The organism is Corynebacterium sp. HMSC055D05 (genome assembly GCF_001810365.1).
Classification (GTDB): Bacteria; Actinomycetota; Actinomycetes; order Mycobacteriales; family Mycobacteriaceae; genus Corynebacterium; species Corynebacterium coyleae.
Genome location: NZ_KV801081.1, coordinates 32,336 through 47,928, shown reverse-complemented (window position 1 = coordinate 47,928; position 15,593 = coordinate 32,336). Strand labels below are relative to the sequence as shown.

Annotated in this window: 11 protein-coding genes and 1 tRNA gene; 9 read left to right on the top strand and 3 right to left on the bottom strand. The window is 59.6% G+C overall.

Features of this window, described 5'->3' with window-relative positions; translation table 11 throughout:
- Window positions 1-7 precede the first annotated feature (7 nt).
- Entirely contained in the window at window positions 8-367 is a 360-nt protein-coding gene (locus tag HMPREF2734_RS10130; protein ID WP_070421552.1) for a WhiB family transcriptional regulator, read from the bottom strand.
- A 182-nt stretch (window positions 368-549) separates the two neighbouring features.
- Here HMPREF2734_RS10130 and HMPREF2734_RS10125 point away from each other — a divergent pair, with 182 nt between their 5' ends.
- Window positions 550-2,952, top strand: a complete 2,403-nt coding sequence (locus HMPREF2734_RS10125; protein ID WP_070570782.1) for a transglycosylase domain-containing protein — start codon at window positions 550-552, stop codon at window positions 2,950-2,952.
- A gap of 9 nt (window positions 2,953-2,961) precedes the next feature.
- Here HMPREF2734_RS10125 and HMPREF2734_RS10120 read toward each other — a convergent pair whose 3' ends face one another.
- Window positions 2,962-3,411: a GatB/YqeY domain-containing protein gene (locus HMPREF2734_RS10120; RefSeq protein WP_070453012.1), complete on the bottom strand. Its 450-nt coding sequence runs from the start codon at window positions 3,409-3,411 to the stop codon at window positions 2,962-2,964.
- Window positions 3,412-3,426: 15 nt separating this feature from the next.
- Here HMPREF2734_RS10120 and HMPREF2734_RS10115 point away from each other — a divergent pair, with 15 nt between their 5' ends.
- The 8 genes from HMPREF2734_RS10115 (at window position 3,427) to HMPREF2734_RS10080 (ending at window position 12,190) form a co-directional block, all read left to right on the top strand.
- Window positions 3,427-4,329: a metallophosphoesterase gene (locus HMPREF2734_RS10115; protein WP_371440436.1), complete on the top strand. Its 903-nt coding sequence runs from the start codon at window positions 3,427-3,429 to the stop codon at window positions 4,327-4,329.
- A 345-nt stretch (window positions 4,330-4,674) separates the two neighbouring features.
- A tRNA-Pro gene (locus HMPREF2734_RS10110) sits at window positions 4,675-4,751 on the top strand.
- 72 nt (window positions 4,752-4,823) lie between these two features.
- Window positions 4,824-5,534 carry a DUF3800 domain-containing protein gene (locus HMPREF2734_RS10105; protein WP_070570778.1) on the top strand — a complete coding sequence of 237 codons (711 nt, stop codon included), beginning with the start codon at window positions 4,824-4,826 and terminating at the stop codon, window positions 5,532-5,534.
- 666 nt (window positions 5,535-6,200) lie between these two features.
- Window positions 6,201-6,929, top strand: coding sequence for a hypothetical protein (locus tag HMPREF2734_RS10100; RefSeq protein WP_070570777.1), 729 nt, complete (start codon window positions 6,201-6,203; stop codon window positions 6,927-6,929).
- Between the two features lie 160 nt (window positions 6,930-7,089).
- Window positions 7,090-8,583 (top strand): APC family permease, encoded by a 1,494-nt coding sequence (locus HMPREF2734_RS10095; protein WP_083308154.1) that lies wholly within the window; start codon window positions 7,090-7,092, stop codon window positions 8,581-8,583.
- Entirely contained in the window at window positions 8,519-9,823 is a 1,305-nt protein-coding gene (locus HMPREF2734_RS10090; RefSeq protein WP_070570775.1) for a type I glutamate--ammonia ligase, read from the top strand. Before HMPREF2734_RS10095 ends, HMPREF2734_RS10090 begins: the two co-directional genes overlap by 65 nt.
- The gene (locus HMPREF2734_RS10085; protein WP_070421559.1) at window positions 9,813-10,997 is read left to right on the top strand and encodes an amidohydrolase family protein; all 1,185 of its coding nucleotides are present in this window, start codon (window positions 9,813-9,815) and stop codon (window positions 10,995-10,997) included. The genes HMPREF2734_RS10090 and HMPREF2734_RS10085 overlap by 11 nt, the downstream gene beginning before the upstream one ends.
- A 2-nt stretch (window positions 10,998-10,999) precedes the next feature.
- Complete coding sequence (locus tag HMPREF2734_RS10080) at window positions 11,000-12,190, top strand: M20 metallopeptidase family protein (protein WP_070570773.1); 1,191 nt, start codon at window positions 11,000-11,002, stop codon at window positions 12,188-12,190.
- Window positions 12,191-12,275: 85 nt separating this feature from the next.
- Here HMPREF2734_RS10080 and HMPREF2734_RS10075 read toward each other — a convergent pair whose 3' ends face one another.
- Window positions 12,276-15,494: an alkaline phosphatase gene (locus HMPREF2734_RS10075; protein ID WP_070570771.1), complete on the bottom strand. Its 3,219-nt coding sequence runs from the start codon at window positions 15,492-15,494 to the stop codon at window positions 12,276-12,278.
- Window positions 15,495-15,593 lie beyond the last annotated feature (99 nt).

The window sequence follows — 15,593 nt, the reverse complement described above, 5'->3', positions numbered from 1 at the left end:
ACCCTACCTAGAGGCCAATAATTTCGCCGCCGCTGGACAGGTGGGTTGCCCAGTCCTTCACGTGCGGGTTCTTACGCAGTACTGCGCGGCGCTGACGCTCGGTCAAGCCTCCCCATACGCCGAATTCCACCTTGTTATCCAGTGCGTCTGCGCGGCACTCAGTCATCACCGGGCAGGCACGGCAGATGGCTGCTGCCTTGCGCTGCTCGGCACCGCGGACGAAGAGTGCGTCCGGGTCGCCGCCGCGGCACTGGGCCTGGGTGACCCACTCGCCACGGTCGAAGACCAGTGTTCCCGTGGAGTCGCACTTCTTGGAGGTGGTCGGTCGCAGGTTAGTTGCCGGTGCCTTTTTCAAACTCGTGGTCATCGTGCGTCTCCTTAGACGTCCTATCCCTATCCGGAAGCGGAGCGGACTCCTTTTATACAATCGACCGCATATTAGCGATCCCATGTAAATGGAATCACACAGGAAATTCCATGTCGAATGCATCACATTTTTGGGGGGAGCATGGTATTCCCCCACGCCACAGATTGAATTAAGGTGTTGGCGTGTCTGCCCTGAAAAGCTTAGGAAACCTGCTGGTCGCCGTCATCGCATCAGCGCTTGTCATGGCGTTATGCCTGGCGCCGATCGCAGGTCTTGGGGGTGCCGCAATTGCGCGTACCGACGAAACCATGCAGTCCAATCTCTCCGACCTCACCCACGGCGACGTGCCAGGTGTGACAACGATTACGGACGTCAACGGCAAACCCATGGCGTGGATCTTCAAACAGCGCCGCTATGAGGTGCCCAGCGAGCAGATCTCGCAGTACGCCAAGGACGCGCTGGTTTCTACGGAGGACCGCCGCTTCTACGTCCACGAGGGCGTGGATATGCAGGGCTTTGCCCGCGCGCTGGTGACCAACGTGCTGGCCGGCGGTGTGGAGCAGGGCGCGTCCACGGTGAACCAGCAGTATGTGAAGAACTACCTCTGGCTCATCGACGCGGAAAACGAAGAGGAAGCGCTCGCCGCCACCGAACAGTCCATTCCCCGCAAACTGCGCGAAATGCGCATGGCATCCGATCTAGACAAGACGCTGGAGAAGGACGAAATCCTTACCCGGTACCTGAACCTGGTGTCGTTTGGTCAGCACTCCTTTGGCATCGAGGCCGCCGCCCAAACCTACTTTGACACCAGCGCAGCCAAGCTCAACCCGGCACAGGCTGCGATGCTGGTGGGCCTGCTGCAGTCGGTGGAGGCGCTGAACCCGTATACGAACCCGGAAGGGGCGGTGCGTCGTCGCAACGTAGTGCTCAACAACATGGCCGCTCAGGGCTACATCGAGCAGTCCGAGGCCGACCGCTGGGCGGGCGCACCGTTGGGCATTCTGGACAAGCCGAAAACACTGCCGGAAGGCTGCATCACCGCCGGCGACAACGGCTTCATGTGCGATTACGCCCTGCGCTACCTGGCGGAAAAGGGCCTGGACCTGGACACCATCAAAAACGGGTCGTACACCATCAAGACCACGTTGGACCCGAACATCCAGCAGGTCGCGCTTAACGCGGTGCGCAACAACGTCAGCCCGCACACCGCAGGCGTGGCGCAGGTGTTGGACATTGTGGAGCCCGGCGCGGACTCGCGCAACATCAAGGCGATGGTGTCTTCCCGCTTCTATGGCCTGGACCTGGACCAAAGCCAGACGATCCTGCCGCAGCCTGTGTCGCTGGTGGGCAACGGTGCAGGCTCCGTATTCAAGATCTTCACCGCGGCCGCCGCGCTTGAGCAGGGCTACGGGCTGAACTCCATGCTGAACACACCGGCGCGTTCCGTGGTGTACGGCATGGGCGCAGGCGGCGCCGCGAACTGTCCGCCGGGTGCATATTGTGTAGAAAATACCGGCGTCTATGCACCGAAGATGAGCTTGCAGGACGCGCTTGCACAATCGCCGAACACCACGTTCATTGAGCTGATTCAGACCGTCGGCGTTGCCCCGGTCGTGGATCTGGCGGTGCGCCTGGGCCTGCGCTCCTACAAGGACGACAACTCGTTTGGGGACGGCCGCTCCATCGCCCAGGCCGCCAAGGAAGAAAACATGGGCTCGTTCACCCTCGGCCCCTTAGCCGTCAACGCGCTGGAACTGTCCAACGTGGGCGCCACCTTGGCGTCCAACGGGCGCTGGTGCGAGCCGAACCCGATCGCGAGCGTGACCGATAAGAACGGCCGTGAGGTCTTCATCGACCGGCCCGCCTGCGAGCAAGCCATCGACCCGGAGATCGCCGCCGCTTTGGCTGCCGGCATGTCGCACGACATTGTCGACGGCACCGGCGCCGACGCCGCAAAACGCAACCACTGGTCAGCCCCCACAGCCGCAAAGACAGGCACGACGGAATCGCACCAGTCCTCCGCGTTCCTCGGATTCACGCTGGGCATGTCGGCGGCGCCGTACATCTTCAACGACGGCACCCAAACCACCCCGCTGTGCACCGCCCCGGTCCGCCAGTGCGGCGTGGGCAACCTCTTCGGCGGCAACGAGGCAGCCAACACCTGGTTCCAGGCCGCCGCGGGTGTGCCCGGCGCGGCCTCAGGCCTTCCGGCAGCGAGCGCGAAGTACCAGACCGGTGCGCGCCGCGCGGCCGTGGACTCCGTGGTTGGCCAATACTCCTCCGCCGCGAAATCCCAGCTGGAGGCCCAGGGTTACAAGGTCGTGTTGAAGACGGTGCCGGGCGGCGGTGCCCCGGCCGGCCAGGTTGTGTCCATCACCCCGGCGGACGAGTCGCTCGCGCGCGGCTCCACCATCACCCTGAATGTCTCGGACGGCTCGGCCCCCTCCAGCACCGCGCCGAGCCCATCCCCGTCCCCGTCTGCTCCCCCGAGCCCCGCTGCCCCACCGGCGCCGGACTTCAGCGGCATCGAGCAATCGCTTAACGACGCCCGCGACGCCATCGCCAACGCCTTCGGCAACAACTAACGCGGCTGGCTAGCTCAGGCGGGCCTTGACAGCCTCGGAGATGCGCTTGCCATCAGCACGGCCGGCGGCCTTGGCGGTGGCGGCCTTCATGACCTGCCCCATCTGCGCCATGGAGGTGGCGCCGGTTTCGGCCACGGTGTCGTCGATAAGCACTGCGAGCTCATCGTCCGTCAACTGCTTTGGCTGGTACGCCTCGAGGATGTTCGCCTCGGCGAGCTCGGTTTCAGCGAGATCGTCGCGGCCGTTGGTCTGGTAGATCTCGGCCGACTCGCGGCGCTTCTTAATCTCACGCGCGATGATCTTCTGAATCTCCTGATCATCCACCTCATGCTTCGACCCCTCGGTCTCAGCGGTCTGGATCGCCGCCAGCAACATACGGATCGTGCCGGTGCGCTCCTTCTCCTTCGCCTTCATGGCTTCCTTGAGGTCTGCGCGGATCTGGTCTTTCAATGCACTCATGCCTGCGAGATTACAGTGGTGCGAGTGAAGACGTTGAAGAAAGCCGCCGCAGCCACCCTCGCCGCCGGAGCCTCCGCACTCGCCTGGGGGTACACCGAACGCAACAATTTCCAACTGCGCGAATACACCCTGCCACTGCTGGAGCCGGGCGTGTTGCGCGAGCGTGACGAGTTCCGCATCCTCCACGTATCCGACCTCCACATGATCCCCGGCCAGAAGGAGAAGGTGGAGTTCGTCTCCGGGCTGGATGCGCTCGACCCGGACCTGGTGATCAACACCGGCGACAACCTGTCGGACCTTGGTGGCGTGCCCTGGGTGCTCGACGCCCTCGGCCCGCTGCTCAACCGCCCCGGCGCGTTTGTGTTCGGCACCAACGACTACTGGGCGCCGCGCCCCGTCAACCCGCTGAAGTACCTCACCGGCGCCAAACGCGAACCGTCGTACGTGGACCTGCCGTGGGAAGGCATGCGCGCCGCGTTCATGGAGCGCGGCTGGCACGACGCCACGCACAACCGCCTCGAGTTCAAGACCTCCGGCGTGCGCCTTGCGCTGGCGGGTGTCGACGACCCGCACCACGACCTCGACCAGTACTCGGAGGTCGCCGGCGCACCGAACGCTGATGCCGACCTCGCCATCGGCCTCCTCCACGCCCCCTACCGGCGCGTACTCGACGCCTTCGAAGCCGACGGCTACCAACTCGCCCTGGCCGGCCACACCCACGGCGGCCAGATCTGCCTACCCGGTGGCCGCGCCCTGGTCACCAACGCCGACATCGACCGCGAACGCGCCTCCGGCCTGCACCGCTACGGCCGCATGTGGATGGAGGTATCCAACGGGCTCGGCCAGTCCAAGTACGCACCCGTGCGCCTGTTCTGCCCGCCGTCCGCATCGCTGATCCGGGTCGTCGAGCGCGGGTAGACCGGCTGCGGGGTGGTCGGTTGCGTGGCGGCCTGCTCGTTCGCCTGCTCGTCTGCTCCGCCGCAGGTCGCGCGAACTGCCTAAACGACGATATCGTCGTTTACCGATTTTCCCGGAACGCGACCTGGGCTTTTGCAAAAACGAGGCCACAAAAGACGATATCGTCTTTTGCAGCGGTGGATCCAAGCCGAACCGCACCGCCACACCGAACCGCGCCGCCACACTGCAGCCACCGCCGCGCCGCAGCACACCGACAACAAAACGCACCCAACCTGCCGTTTTGGCCAAACCGAACCCCAGGGGTATTGTGTTTCGAGTACCGCGGACAACAGTCCGAGATACCACCGGGATATGGCGCAGCTTGGTAGCGCGCTTCGTTCGGGACGAAGAGGTCGCAGGTTCAAATCCTGTTATCCCGACCAACACAACCCGCCTTCCGAGGCGGGTTTTCGCATTCGATAGTCCGTGTCGGCAGCGCCACTAAGATTATCGCGATGAATAAGAAGAAGATTTTTTCGCTCCCTGATCGAGTGCCCGTATCCTCCATCTTCTTGGACGAGTCAGGAACCCGAAACTCTTCAGGTGGGTTCTTTGTTGTCGGGTTCGTCAAAATTAGGAACCTACAAGTACTCGATCGGGAGATTCGCCATCTTCGCCAGTCCCACGGTTTCTATCAAGAAATCCATTTCTCGGAGATCAAGAACAACAAGTTAAATTTCTATTTTGATCTCGTTGAGCTTCTCGCCGCAGCCGACGTGAGAGTTGGAGGCTCGGTTTATGATTCCACTCACCCTTTCGGGGACCATGACACTTGGCTGCAGCAAGCGAAGATGGCTTCTCGGCTTATCCGTGGGAACATTAACCGCGGGGAACTGGTTAATGTTTTCCTTGACTTAGTCCAAACTCCACGAGGAGAGTCGGTCGCACAGTTCGTTAAGAGTGATGTAAACCGCGCGATTGGTAGTCGTTGCGTTCTTGAAGCATACGATTTCAATTCAGAGGCTAGTGACTTTATTCAGCTGGCAGATATTGTTGCTAGTTCCATCGCCTACGAACGCCGGCATGGTCGAATGGACCCAACAGTCCGAAATACACCGAAAGCTCGAGTTGCTGGTCGGCTGAGACGAGCCCTCGAATTAGACAGTTTCGCTGACATTCAGCAAGGCAAAGTCAATATTGTGACGATTGGGTCAGAAAATGCTTGATTTAACTGATGCCAGTTCTATACTGGGGTTCTCGAGGGATTTGGGCTAAAACCCACCACCTCTCGAGCCGGCTGGGATTAAGTTCGCAGTCCCGGAAAGCGCAAGTGGTTGCGCGCTTCAAACTTGAGTGGCCTTTCATCCCTTCAGTGGGATGCGGGGGCCACTCTTTATTTTGCCCAGGCCACGCCCCCACGGCTTAACCCAAAGCTGGGCCTTGCCTCACACATCTACGATTTTTTGTCGCTCTTTTTGCTAGACCGCACATGCCGCAGATACACCAACGGTCCTACCACGGGTATGAACACTAGAAAGAGCACGATCCAGACATCCGACCATCCTCTGTTAGATCGTCTGTTAGGTTGCCTGAAAAATACAATCACGCTGGCAACTAATAGCACCACAGCCACCAACGTGAGCAACATAAAAACGTAATCGACCGGTGATGGTTCCAATGGAGAAACTCCATTGCCTAGCAAAGCGGCTAACTGCATTTGTGAAATTTCCATTCACCCCTGGTTCATCACATTGCTTCTGACACGGTGTTTTCGCCCCGGATCCTACCCGGCAACGCCCCCACCATCGCGCGTTAACGCTGTCGCAACACGTCTCCCTCGATACTGAGGTGGTACAGCCCGTACACACACTCACACTCCGAGGAGGAAAACCATGACCAGCACCACCACCCGTATCGCCGCGTACGCAACCGCAGCAACGCTCGCACTCGGCGCTGTCGCCGCGACCGGCGCAGCCACCCCGGCCAACGCCGCTACCGTCGCAGCAAAGGACAAGGACGGCGTGTGCGCCGTGAAGCTCGCGCCGGCCGAGAAGCGTTTCATCGAGTCGTGGTTCGACGAGTCCAAGGCGATCGGTGACTACGAGCAGGCTCGCGACCTCATCGCTGCGGTCGAGCAGGTCTTCCCCGGTGTTGTCGCGGAGAACGAGAAGGCGCTCAAGGGTGAGAAGGCGGAGTTTGGCAAGGTGTTGCCGGAGGGTCTCGTCGCAAAGTATGCGGATGCGCAGAAGACGATGAAGGAGTCGGAGCCGACGGTGAATCGCACGCTGGAGGCGATTGACACGGATTCGTGGCGCGTTGGCCCGGACACGAAGCGCATGGAGACGCCGCTGACCGCGAAGGATGGCGACGTGTACAAGGCGTGGGCAGAAACCCCGTCCGGGAAGGTCGCCGCGAAGCGCATGCTTATCGACGACGCCGACGCCACGGCCGCCGAAACCTGCACCAAGGGCATGCAGGCAGATGTGAAATACCCCACCGCCAAGGCGGACGTGAACGTGCCTGCCATTGTCGGTGGGGTGATTGCGGCGCTGCTGGTGATCGCAGGCCTGTTCTTTGCGCTGCCCCACTTCGGCATCAAACTGCCGATGCTGGGCATGTAGTTCTCCCCCCAAACCGACCCTGTCTCCTCATCCACGTTGGAGGCAGGGCCTTTTACTATCTCGCATCTGGTGTGCTTTGAATCATATTCAATGATTTACTGCGACCTAAGTCATAGTTTTTGTAGCATTCGTTCATCCCGCTTTTTGGAAGGAATGATCGATGACGACAACTGCAGATATTTCTCCTCCTCTTGAGCGGAAAATGCTCTCTACATGGGAGGTGACTGCCATCTCGGTGGGGTTCATGGCCCCGGTGATGGCAATGTCACTGAACGGCATCGGTGTGGCGGGGCTTGTCGGCAAAGCCGTTCCGTTCGCATTCGCAGTGGCATTCGCTGGCGCAGTGTTCGTTGCTTACGCTTTTGTACGGCTATTGCAACGAGTTACGCACGCTGGCTCGGTGTACGCCCTCGCTGGCGTGACAGTCGGACCAAAAGCCGGGTTCTTTAGTGGTTTCGCGTTGCTCGGCACATACATTTTCATGACTACATGCATCCTCGGCGCATGCTCGGTGTTTTTCGAAGCGATGCTGACGGAGCTCTCCTCCGGATCTTCACAGTTCGTCGGCATTTTGGTTCCGTTGTTCATCGGAGCGCTAGGACTGTACCTCAACCTGCGAAACTCCACTTCGGCCGCGAGAGTCACACTGGTAATCGGCCTGATCGGCATCATCGCCATGTTGATTCTCTCCGTCGTGATCCTGTCAAAGGTAAGTGCCGGCACAGCGCCGTACGAAACATCGATTGATCTTGGAGCACTCACTCCTGCAGGAAACTCATGGTCCGCGATCATGACCGCATCGGTTTTCGCCTTCTTGTCCTGGGCCGGATTTGAGTCTGGTTCCTCACTCGGGGAGGAAACAACGGAGCCGAAAAAGACGGTCCCTAAGGCTCTCTTGCTCGCGGTGGTTACCGGCGGTGTCATTTATGTATTCGTCATGTTTGCTCAGACAATCGGTTTCGGCACTGACGAAGCCGGCGTTGAACGCTTCGCAGGTGCATCGTCGACACTGACCGAGCTCGGCTCCGCGTACATCGGCCAATGGTTCGCGGTGCTGATCTCTGTCATTGCGTTCTCGGTGGCATTTGGCGCGTTCCTCAGCTCGAGTACTGCGACGTCACGCCTCATTTACACTCTCGCCCGCGATGGTTTCGGCCCGACCGTTTTTGCAAACCGCGATCCGCACACTCGTGTTCCGAAACAAGCAGTATGGGCGACCAACATTATCGCGTTGGTGTTTGCGCTTGGAATGGCATTCGCTGGCCGAACCAATGTTGAGGTCTATTACTGGTACGCAACTATTGCGACGCTGTGCATGGTCATCGCCTATGGCATGGCTTCTGTTGGCGCGATCCGGTTCATCCTGAAAAAGGAATCCTCCATTCCCGTCTGGGAAATCGTTTTCCCAATCTTGGCGCTGGGCTACCTCGTTTACGTTTACCTCATCCAAGTCGTGGGACAGGTTGCACCGTACACATATTTCCCCTGGCTCTCTGGCGCGTGGTGCTTGTTGAGCCTCGCAATCATCATCCTCAATCCCAAGCTTGCCCAGAACATTGGGCAGAGCTTACGAAAGAAGACATTGACGCATGAGCATCCACAACAACGGCACGTTCACGTTCCTGGCAACCACAGATATCTCCGCACGCACTAAAGGACGGGCGATAAGCACCAAAGATTTTGAAAAAGGTGCGAGCGTTGGCTGGGTTCCAGCGAATCTAGGCATCGGGCCACTCGGTCACATTGTCGATGGAATTCCCTACGATGCCACTGGTGATATTCGTCTTGTGGCAGATGCTGATGCAACCTATGAAATCGCCGGTATCCCGGAAATCCCAACGTTTTCTTTGAGCTTCGCAAACCTGATCAACACCGATGGCACTCCGTGGGAATCTTGCGCTCGTAACTTCCTCAAGGAAGCGGTCGACGAGCTTCGCGACCGACATGGGTTAGTCATGACCGCAGCGTTTGAGCATGAGTTCACCGAACGCCACGCGAAAGAAGCGACACACCCATTTTCGTTCGCTAGCTTCGTCGACGGAGAGCCAGTGGGGAGTGCACTCTTCAATGTTCTGGAAAACGCAGGTGTAAACCCAGAATGCTGGCTGCCGGAGTATGCGCCGTATCAATACGAGCTGACTGTCAAGCCGACAGACCCTGTTACTGCTGCGGATCGTGCAATTTTGGTTCGCGATATTGTCCGCACTGTTTTTAAGGCCTACGACCGTGAGGTCACTTTCTCCCCTGTTCCGGTTGCCTCCGAGGGCGGTTCTGGAGTTCATGTCCATTACGGGTTGTACGGCACCGACGGCGAAGTTGTCGCATTTGATCCGGACGGACCCGGACGGATGTCGCGCATTGCGAGTCAGTTTAACGCGGGACTGGTTAAGTACGCTGCGCCGATGACCTGCTTATTTGCCCCATTGACAGTTAGCTACGAGCGCCTCAAGCCACACAATTGGTCGGTTGCCCAAGCATTCTGTGGCGAACAGAACCGTGAGGCTTTGGTACGCATTTGTCCGACGAACGAAGCCGACGGACGCACACCGGATAAACAGTTCCACTTCGAATTCCGCGGCGGCGATATCGGCGCTAACCCTTGGATCCTGATGGGCATGATTATCCGAGCGGGGATGGCCGGAATAGAGGAAAACCTCGACCCAGTGCCGGTAGTGACTGGCGACGATTACTCTGAGCTCGAATCGCAGGACAACGAAAACCTACCTGCGAGCCTTAAAGAAGCCCTAGACCGTTTTGAAACAAACGAGGTCGTACGCTCTTGGTTCTCAGATGCCTGGGTAGAAACATTCTTGAAGGTCAAGCGCGACGAGATCCAGCATCTGAAGGACAAGAGCATCGTTGAGCAGTGTGAGGTTTACGCGAATGTCTACTAACAACGAGTTGCAAGATGCTATCGATCGGATCCCCCTCTTTGATCACCATTGCCATGGCGTGGTCACAGACACTCTAACCCGCGAGGAATTCGAGGCGCTCATCTCTGAGTCTTCAAGCGCGGCCACTCCAGGTACGACACGGTTCGACTCGCAGATCGGTTTCCAGGTCCGCAACCTGTGTGCACCGGTTCTGGGACTTGATCCGTTCGCAAGTCCTGACGACTACATCGCCGCCCGTGCTGAACTCGAATCAGAAGAAGTCAACAAACGCTTCATCCGCAGGACCGGTATCGCGGAGTTCGGCGTGGAGACCGGACATGCCGCTGACACGATCACTGACCCGGATGCTTTTCGACGAACATCTGGAGGCACTGTTTACGAGATTGTCCGACTCGAGCGTGTCGCAGAGCAAGTGGCAGAAGCTGTTCGTGATGGTGAAGCCGTTGGTGACAAAGCCACTGAATTCCTCACCCAGCTCGGAGTAACGCTTGACGAGCATCTTGTTACAGCAGCTGGTGTGAAGTCCATCGCTGCATACCGAACTGGTCTCGATTTCGATGCAGATCGCCCCTCTGAACAGGAGGTACTTGCAGCGGCGGAAAGGTTTGTAAGAACCTCCGGGAAGCTTCGACTAGAGGACAGCACTCTCATTCGCCATTTGCTGTGGTTCGCCATCGATCGTGCGCAGGTGATCCAACTCCACATCGGCTACGGTGACGACGATGTGGACTTGCATCGCTGCAATCCGCTACTACTCACGAATCTGTTCCGCGCCTCTCTAGAATCCGGTGCCCGCTTCACCCTGCTGCACTGCTATCCGTTCCATCGAGAGGCGGGCTACCTTGCAGATGTTTTCCCACACGTGTACTTCGATGTTGGACTGGCTATCAACTACACCGGTGCCCGGTCACGCGCAGTAATTGCGGAGTCACTGGAACTGGCACCTTTCGGCAAGATTCTGTTCAGTACAGATGCGTTCGGCCTACCCGAGCTTTATTACATCGGTACTTTGCTGTTCCGTGAAGGACTTTTGTCAGTGCTTGAAGAGTTTCACAAACACAACGGATGGCCAATCGATGAATGCATCCGCGTCGCGCAAATGATCGGATTCGAAAACGCACAGCGCTTGTACGGTGTATCTACAACTAGCAGCAACGAAAAGGAGCCAAGCTAAGGATGCGCGAAAACCTTCAACAGCTGGCGGAACAGTGGGTTTCTGAATTCAACAAGTACCTCAGCGATGTCGTGGAGCTACGGAAACAAATTCACAGTTCTCCCTTCGTGAGTGGCGAAGAACAGCCCACTACTGACTTGATGATCGAAACGATGAGCGTACGACTCGAGCCGGTTGCTCAAACTGGCGCGGTCGGCCGAATCGGGCCGACAGAGGGTGCGTCCATCGGCATCCGAGGAGAGTTAGACGCACTGCCGGTAACAGAGGAGACGGGGGTGGAATGGTCATCAACAAACGATGCGATGCATGCCTGTGGTCACGACGTACACCTTGCAGCCTTGGCCGGTGTGATCAGAGCAGCGAAGAACCTCGATCTGCCATATGGCCTTGTACCAATCCTGCAGCCGCGTGAGGAAACGTACCCATCCGGTGCGCTCGACATCGCAGAGTCCGGAAAACTTCAACAACTCGGCGTCCGCCATGTCATCGGCGCACACGTTCACCCCTCAATTCCCACGGGTGCAGTTGCCGCAGGCTCTGGATTTGTCAATGCTGCTGCTGGCGAGATTGCAATCTCGGTAACCGGTAAGGGAGGTCACGGCGCGTACCCACACAACGGGTGTGACGCTGCTGTTCCCACGGCGCAAATCGCTGTAGGCATCTCGGAGGTTGTACGCAGGATCGCCGACCCAATGTCACCTGCTTTGGTAAGCATCGGCACTATCGCGGTAGGACAGGGTGCAGCGAATGTTTTGCCACGATCGGGACGGATCTTCGCTACTGTCCGCAGCACTACATCTGCGATTAATGAGCACATCGTTGAGGCAATCCGCACGATGGCAACCGGTATCGCAACTGGATATGGTTGCACCGTCAATGTGGAATACAAACCAGGCGAACCAGAGCTCGTAAACGCCGAAGTTTTGTCAGAGAAATTCGATGCCTACGCCGCTTCCCTCGGCATCGCGAATGCAGAGACGATGCGTTCGATGGGCGCCGACGACTTCTCATTTTATGGAGAGATCTGCCCATCCCTTATGTGCTTTGTCGGTGTCGCAGACAGTGAGAAAGAAACGGCGTCTCTGCACGATCCATCATTTCTCCCCTCCGACGAGGCACTGTCAAACGTAGGTAAGACAATGATCGCTGGCTACATTGCTGCAGCCGAAGCGATCTCGGAAAGTGAAGGCTAGACGCACCTCTCCACCGATTAGTGGGTAGCAAAAAGGCCGCCGATAAAGCATCGTTGCTCGGCGGCCTTTTGGCTTCCAGTTCTGCCTAGAACTTCGCGATCGGACCGAGGGCGCCGTCGACAGCAAATGGTGCCAGCAGGGCAATCAGGGAGATGAGGCCCGCGATACCTGCGATGGCCAGGGTGGCGATGAGCGCCGGGGAGTCGACGGAGGAGCCGGCGGCGGTGTTCTCCTCGGTGGTCTCCTCCACCGGCTGCATCTTGTTCTCAAAGGTCAGATTGTGGTTGACCGGATCGATGCCCAGCGCGTTCAGGCTGGCAAAGAAGAGGTCGGTCTGGTCGATCTGGCCGGTGAGGTTCGCGGCACCCGGGCCGGAGGCTGCGACACGCAGCTGCGCACCGGTGTGCTGCTGGCCGCCGAGCGCATCCTCGTCCTCGTTGGTCTTGGAGGTGGCGAAGTTGACGGCCATGGTGGAGCCTTCAACCGTGGTCAGCTGAGTGACGCGACCAGCGGTGTTCTGGTTCTCGTAGGTGATCTGTGCGGTGTGAGCGTGGTCGGCGGTGGCGACGATCAGGGTCTCCTCGCCGGTCTTCTCCACCCAATCCTGAACAGCCTGGACGGCCTCGTCGAGCTGGCCGACCTCGCCGATCAGGCCACAGGCGTCAGCCTGGTGGTCGGCCTTGTCCGGCGAGGCGGACTCGACCTGGAGCACGAAGCCCTTGTCGTTCTGCAGCAGCTCGAGCGCCTTGGAGGTCATGGCTGCCAGTCGCGGAGTCTCAGCGGTGAACTCCGGGTTAGCAACGCAGGTGGCCGGCTCGAGGTCACCGCCGTCGGTGGTCGGAATGGACTGGTTCAGCGCGCGCGGCATGTTGCCCTCGGAGAACAGACCGAGGACCGGCTTGTCGGCGTTTGCCTCTGCGATCGCGTCGAGCTCGGAGGCGTTAGTGACAACCTGGTAGCCATTGTCCTTCGCGTTTTCCAGGACAGTCTTACCTGCGGTCCAGGTGTTACCGTTCTCGCCCCACTGGCCGCCCTGGACGACCTCGGTGTTGAAGTAGCTGCGGCCGCCACCGAGGGTGACGTCTGCACGCAGGTCAACGATCTGCTCGGAGATGGAGCCAAGACCGCCGTTTTCACGCAGCTGCTCGCCCTCTGCGACCTTCTTGTCGCCGGACGGTGCGTAGTACGAACGCTTGATTGCGTGTGCAGCGAAGGCTGCCGGGGTGGCGTCCTGGATCTCGGCGGTGGTGACGTTACCGATCTTCAGGCCCTTGGCTTTTGCGATCTCGCCGAGGGTGGCAACCGGCTTGCCGGCGTTGTCCACGCCGACCGCGCCGTTGTAGGTCTTCACGCCGGAGTTCCATGCAGTGCCGGTTGCAGCGGAATCACCGACGTAGTTCGGCAGGCCGGTCTCCTTGTCCAGGGAGAACGTAGTCAGGTAGCCGGTGTAGTCCAGGTCGTCGAGACCCTCGAAGCGGCCTGCAGAGCCCTTGAGGTAGTTACGGGCAGCGGTGATTTCTGAGTCGCCGGTGCCGTCGCCGATGAGGAGCACGACATTCTTCGCCTTGGAGTTGTCGATACCCTGGCCCTCAGTGCCGAACTGTGCACAGTCGCCGACCTTCGGTGCCTCGCCTGCGGAGACGAGGTAGCAGAGCTGGTCGCCCGGCTTCGCCTTGGAGCGGTTGGCCAGCGAGATGACCTTGTTGTCCTTGTTGATCTTCCACGGCTCCTGGCCACCCTCGGTGCCACCGTTGAGGCCGAGCGCATTCGCCATGACGTAGAAGGCGTCGGTTTGGTCGAGCTGGCCGTTGACGTTCTCGGAGCCCGGGCCGAAGCCTGCGATGCGCACCTGGGTGCCGGTGTGCATCATCGAGAAGTTCGGGGTGTCGAACGGGTCGCCGTTTTCCTTCTTGTCAAAGACCGGGTTGCCGTTCTCATCCAGCCACGGCTGGGTGCCGAAGCCGATGGACATGGTGGTGCCGTCCTTCGGCGTCTTCAGGCGAGTTACGGCGGACACTGACGGGCGGCCGTCCGGGATGATTTCCGCGGTGTGCGCGTGGTCGGCGGTGACAACGATCATGGTCTCACCGTCAGCCTTGGCAAAGTCGAGGGCTTCCTTAATAACCTCGTCGATTTGCTGGGTCTCGCCGATCATGCCGCAGGCGTCGGCTGCGTGGTCCGCCTTATCGATGGAGGCGGACTCGACCTGGAGGAAGAAGCCCTTGTCCGCCGACGGGTCGTCGAGAAGCTCGATGGCCTTCTTGGTCATCTCCGCTGCGGACGGCTCGTCGCCGCGATCAGCTTCCTTGCAGACCTCCGGCTCGGTGGTGCCGTCGGACTTCACCGGCACGGTCTGCTCGAACTTGCGGGTCATGTTCTTGTCGTGAAACAGGCCGAGCACCGGCTGGTCCTGGTTCGCGACGGTGATGCCCTCGAGGCCCTGCTTGTCGTCGACAACCTGGTAGCCCTTGGCAATCGCGTTTTCGCGGACGGACTTGCCGGCCTCCCAGTCGGCGCCGCCGTCGTTCTTGTCGGTCAGGAACGGGTTGCGGTTCTCGCCACCCTGCTGAACCTCGGCGTCGAAGTACTTGCGGCCGCCGCCCAGGGTGACGTCGGCGCGGGTGTCGATGATCTGCTCGGAGATGGAGCCGAGACCGCCGTTTTCGCGAGCTTCAGCACCCTTGACCGGCTTCGCGTCGCCGGACGGCGCGTAGTAGCCGCGCTTGGAGATGTGCGAGTGCATCGCGCCCGGGGTCGCATCCTGGATCTCCGCGGTGGAGACGTTACCGGTGCGCATACCGGCGTTCTTCGCCATCTCCAGCAGGTTCTCGTGCGGCTTGCCGGTGATGTCAACGGACAGCGCGCCGTTGTAGGTCTTCGTGCCGGTGGACCAGCCCGTTGCGGACGCGGCGGAGTCGGTGACGTACTGACGCTTGCCGTCCTTGCCCACGGCGAAGGTCGTGTAAGCACCTGCCGCAGTCAGCTCGTCGAGGCCCTCGAAGCGGCCGTTAGCGCCCTTGAGGTAATTACGAGCAGCAGTGATCTCCTGGTGGCCCATGCCGTCGCCCAGGATGAAGATGACGTTGCGTGCCTGGGCGTCGGTGTTGCCCTGGCCGCCCTTGCCGAACTGTGTGCAGTCACCCGGCTGCGGGGCGACGATGTTGCCGTTGGAATCGATGGAAATGCAGGTGTCCTTGCCGTTGAAGGACTGCTCCGCCGACTGTGCGAGGGAGGTAGGCAGGTTCGCAATAGCCAACGCAGAAGCGCTGACTACCGCGGTAGCTGCTTTTAACGAGAAACGCATGTTGGGTTCCTTATAACGAGAAGCCGAAGAATATGAAACGGTTTTTGAACCGCTGCACACGCTAAACACAGCAAATTTCTAATAAGGAACACTCAGGTG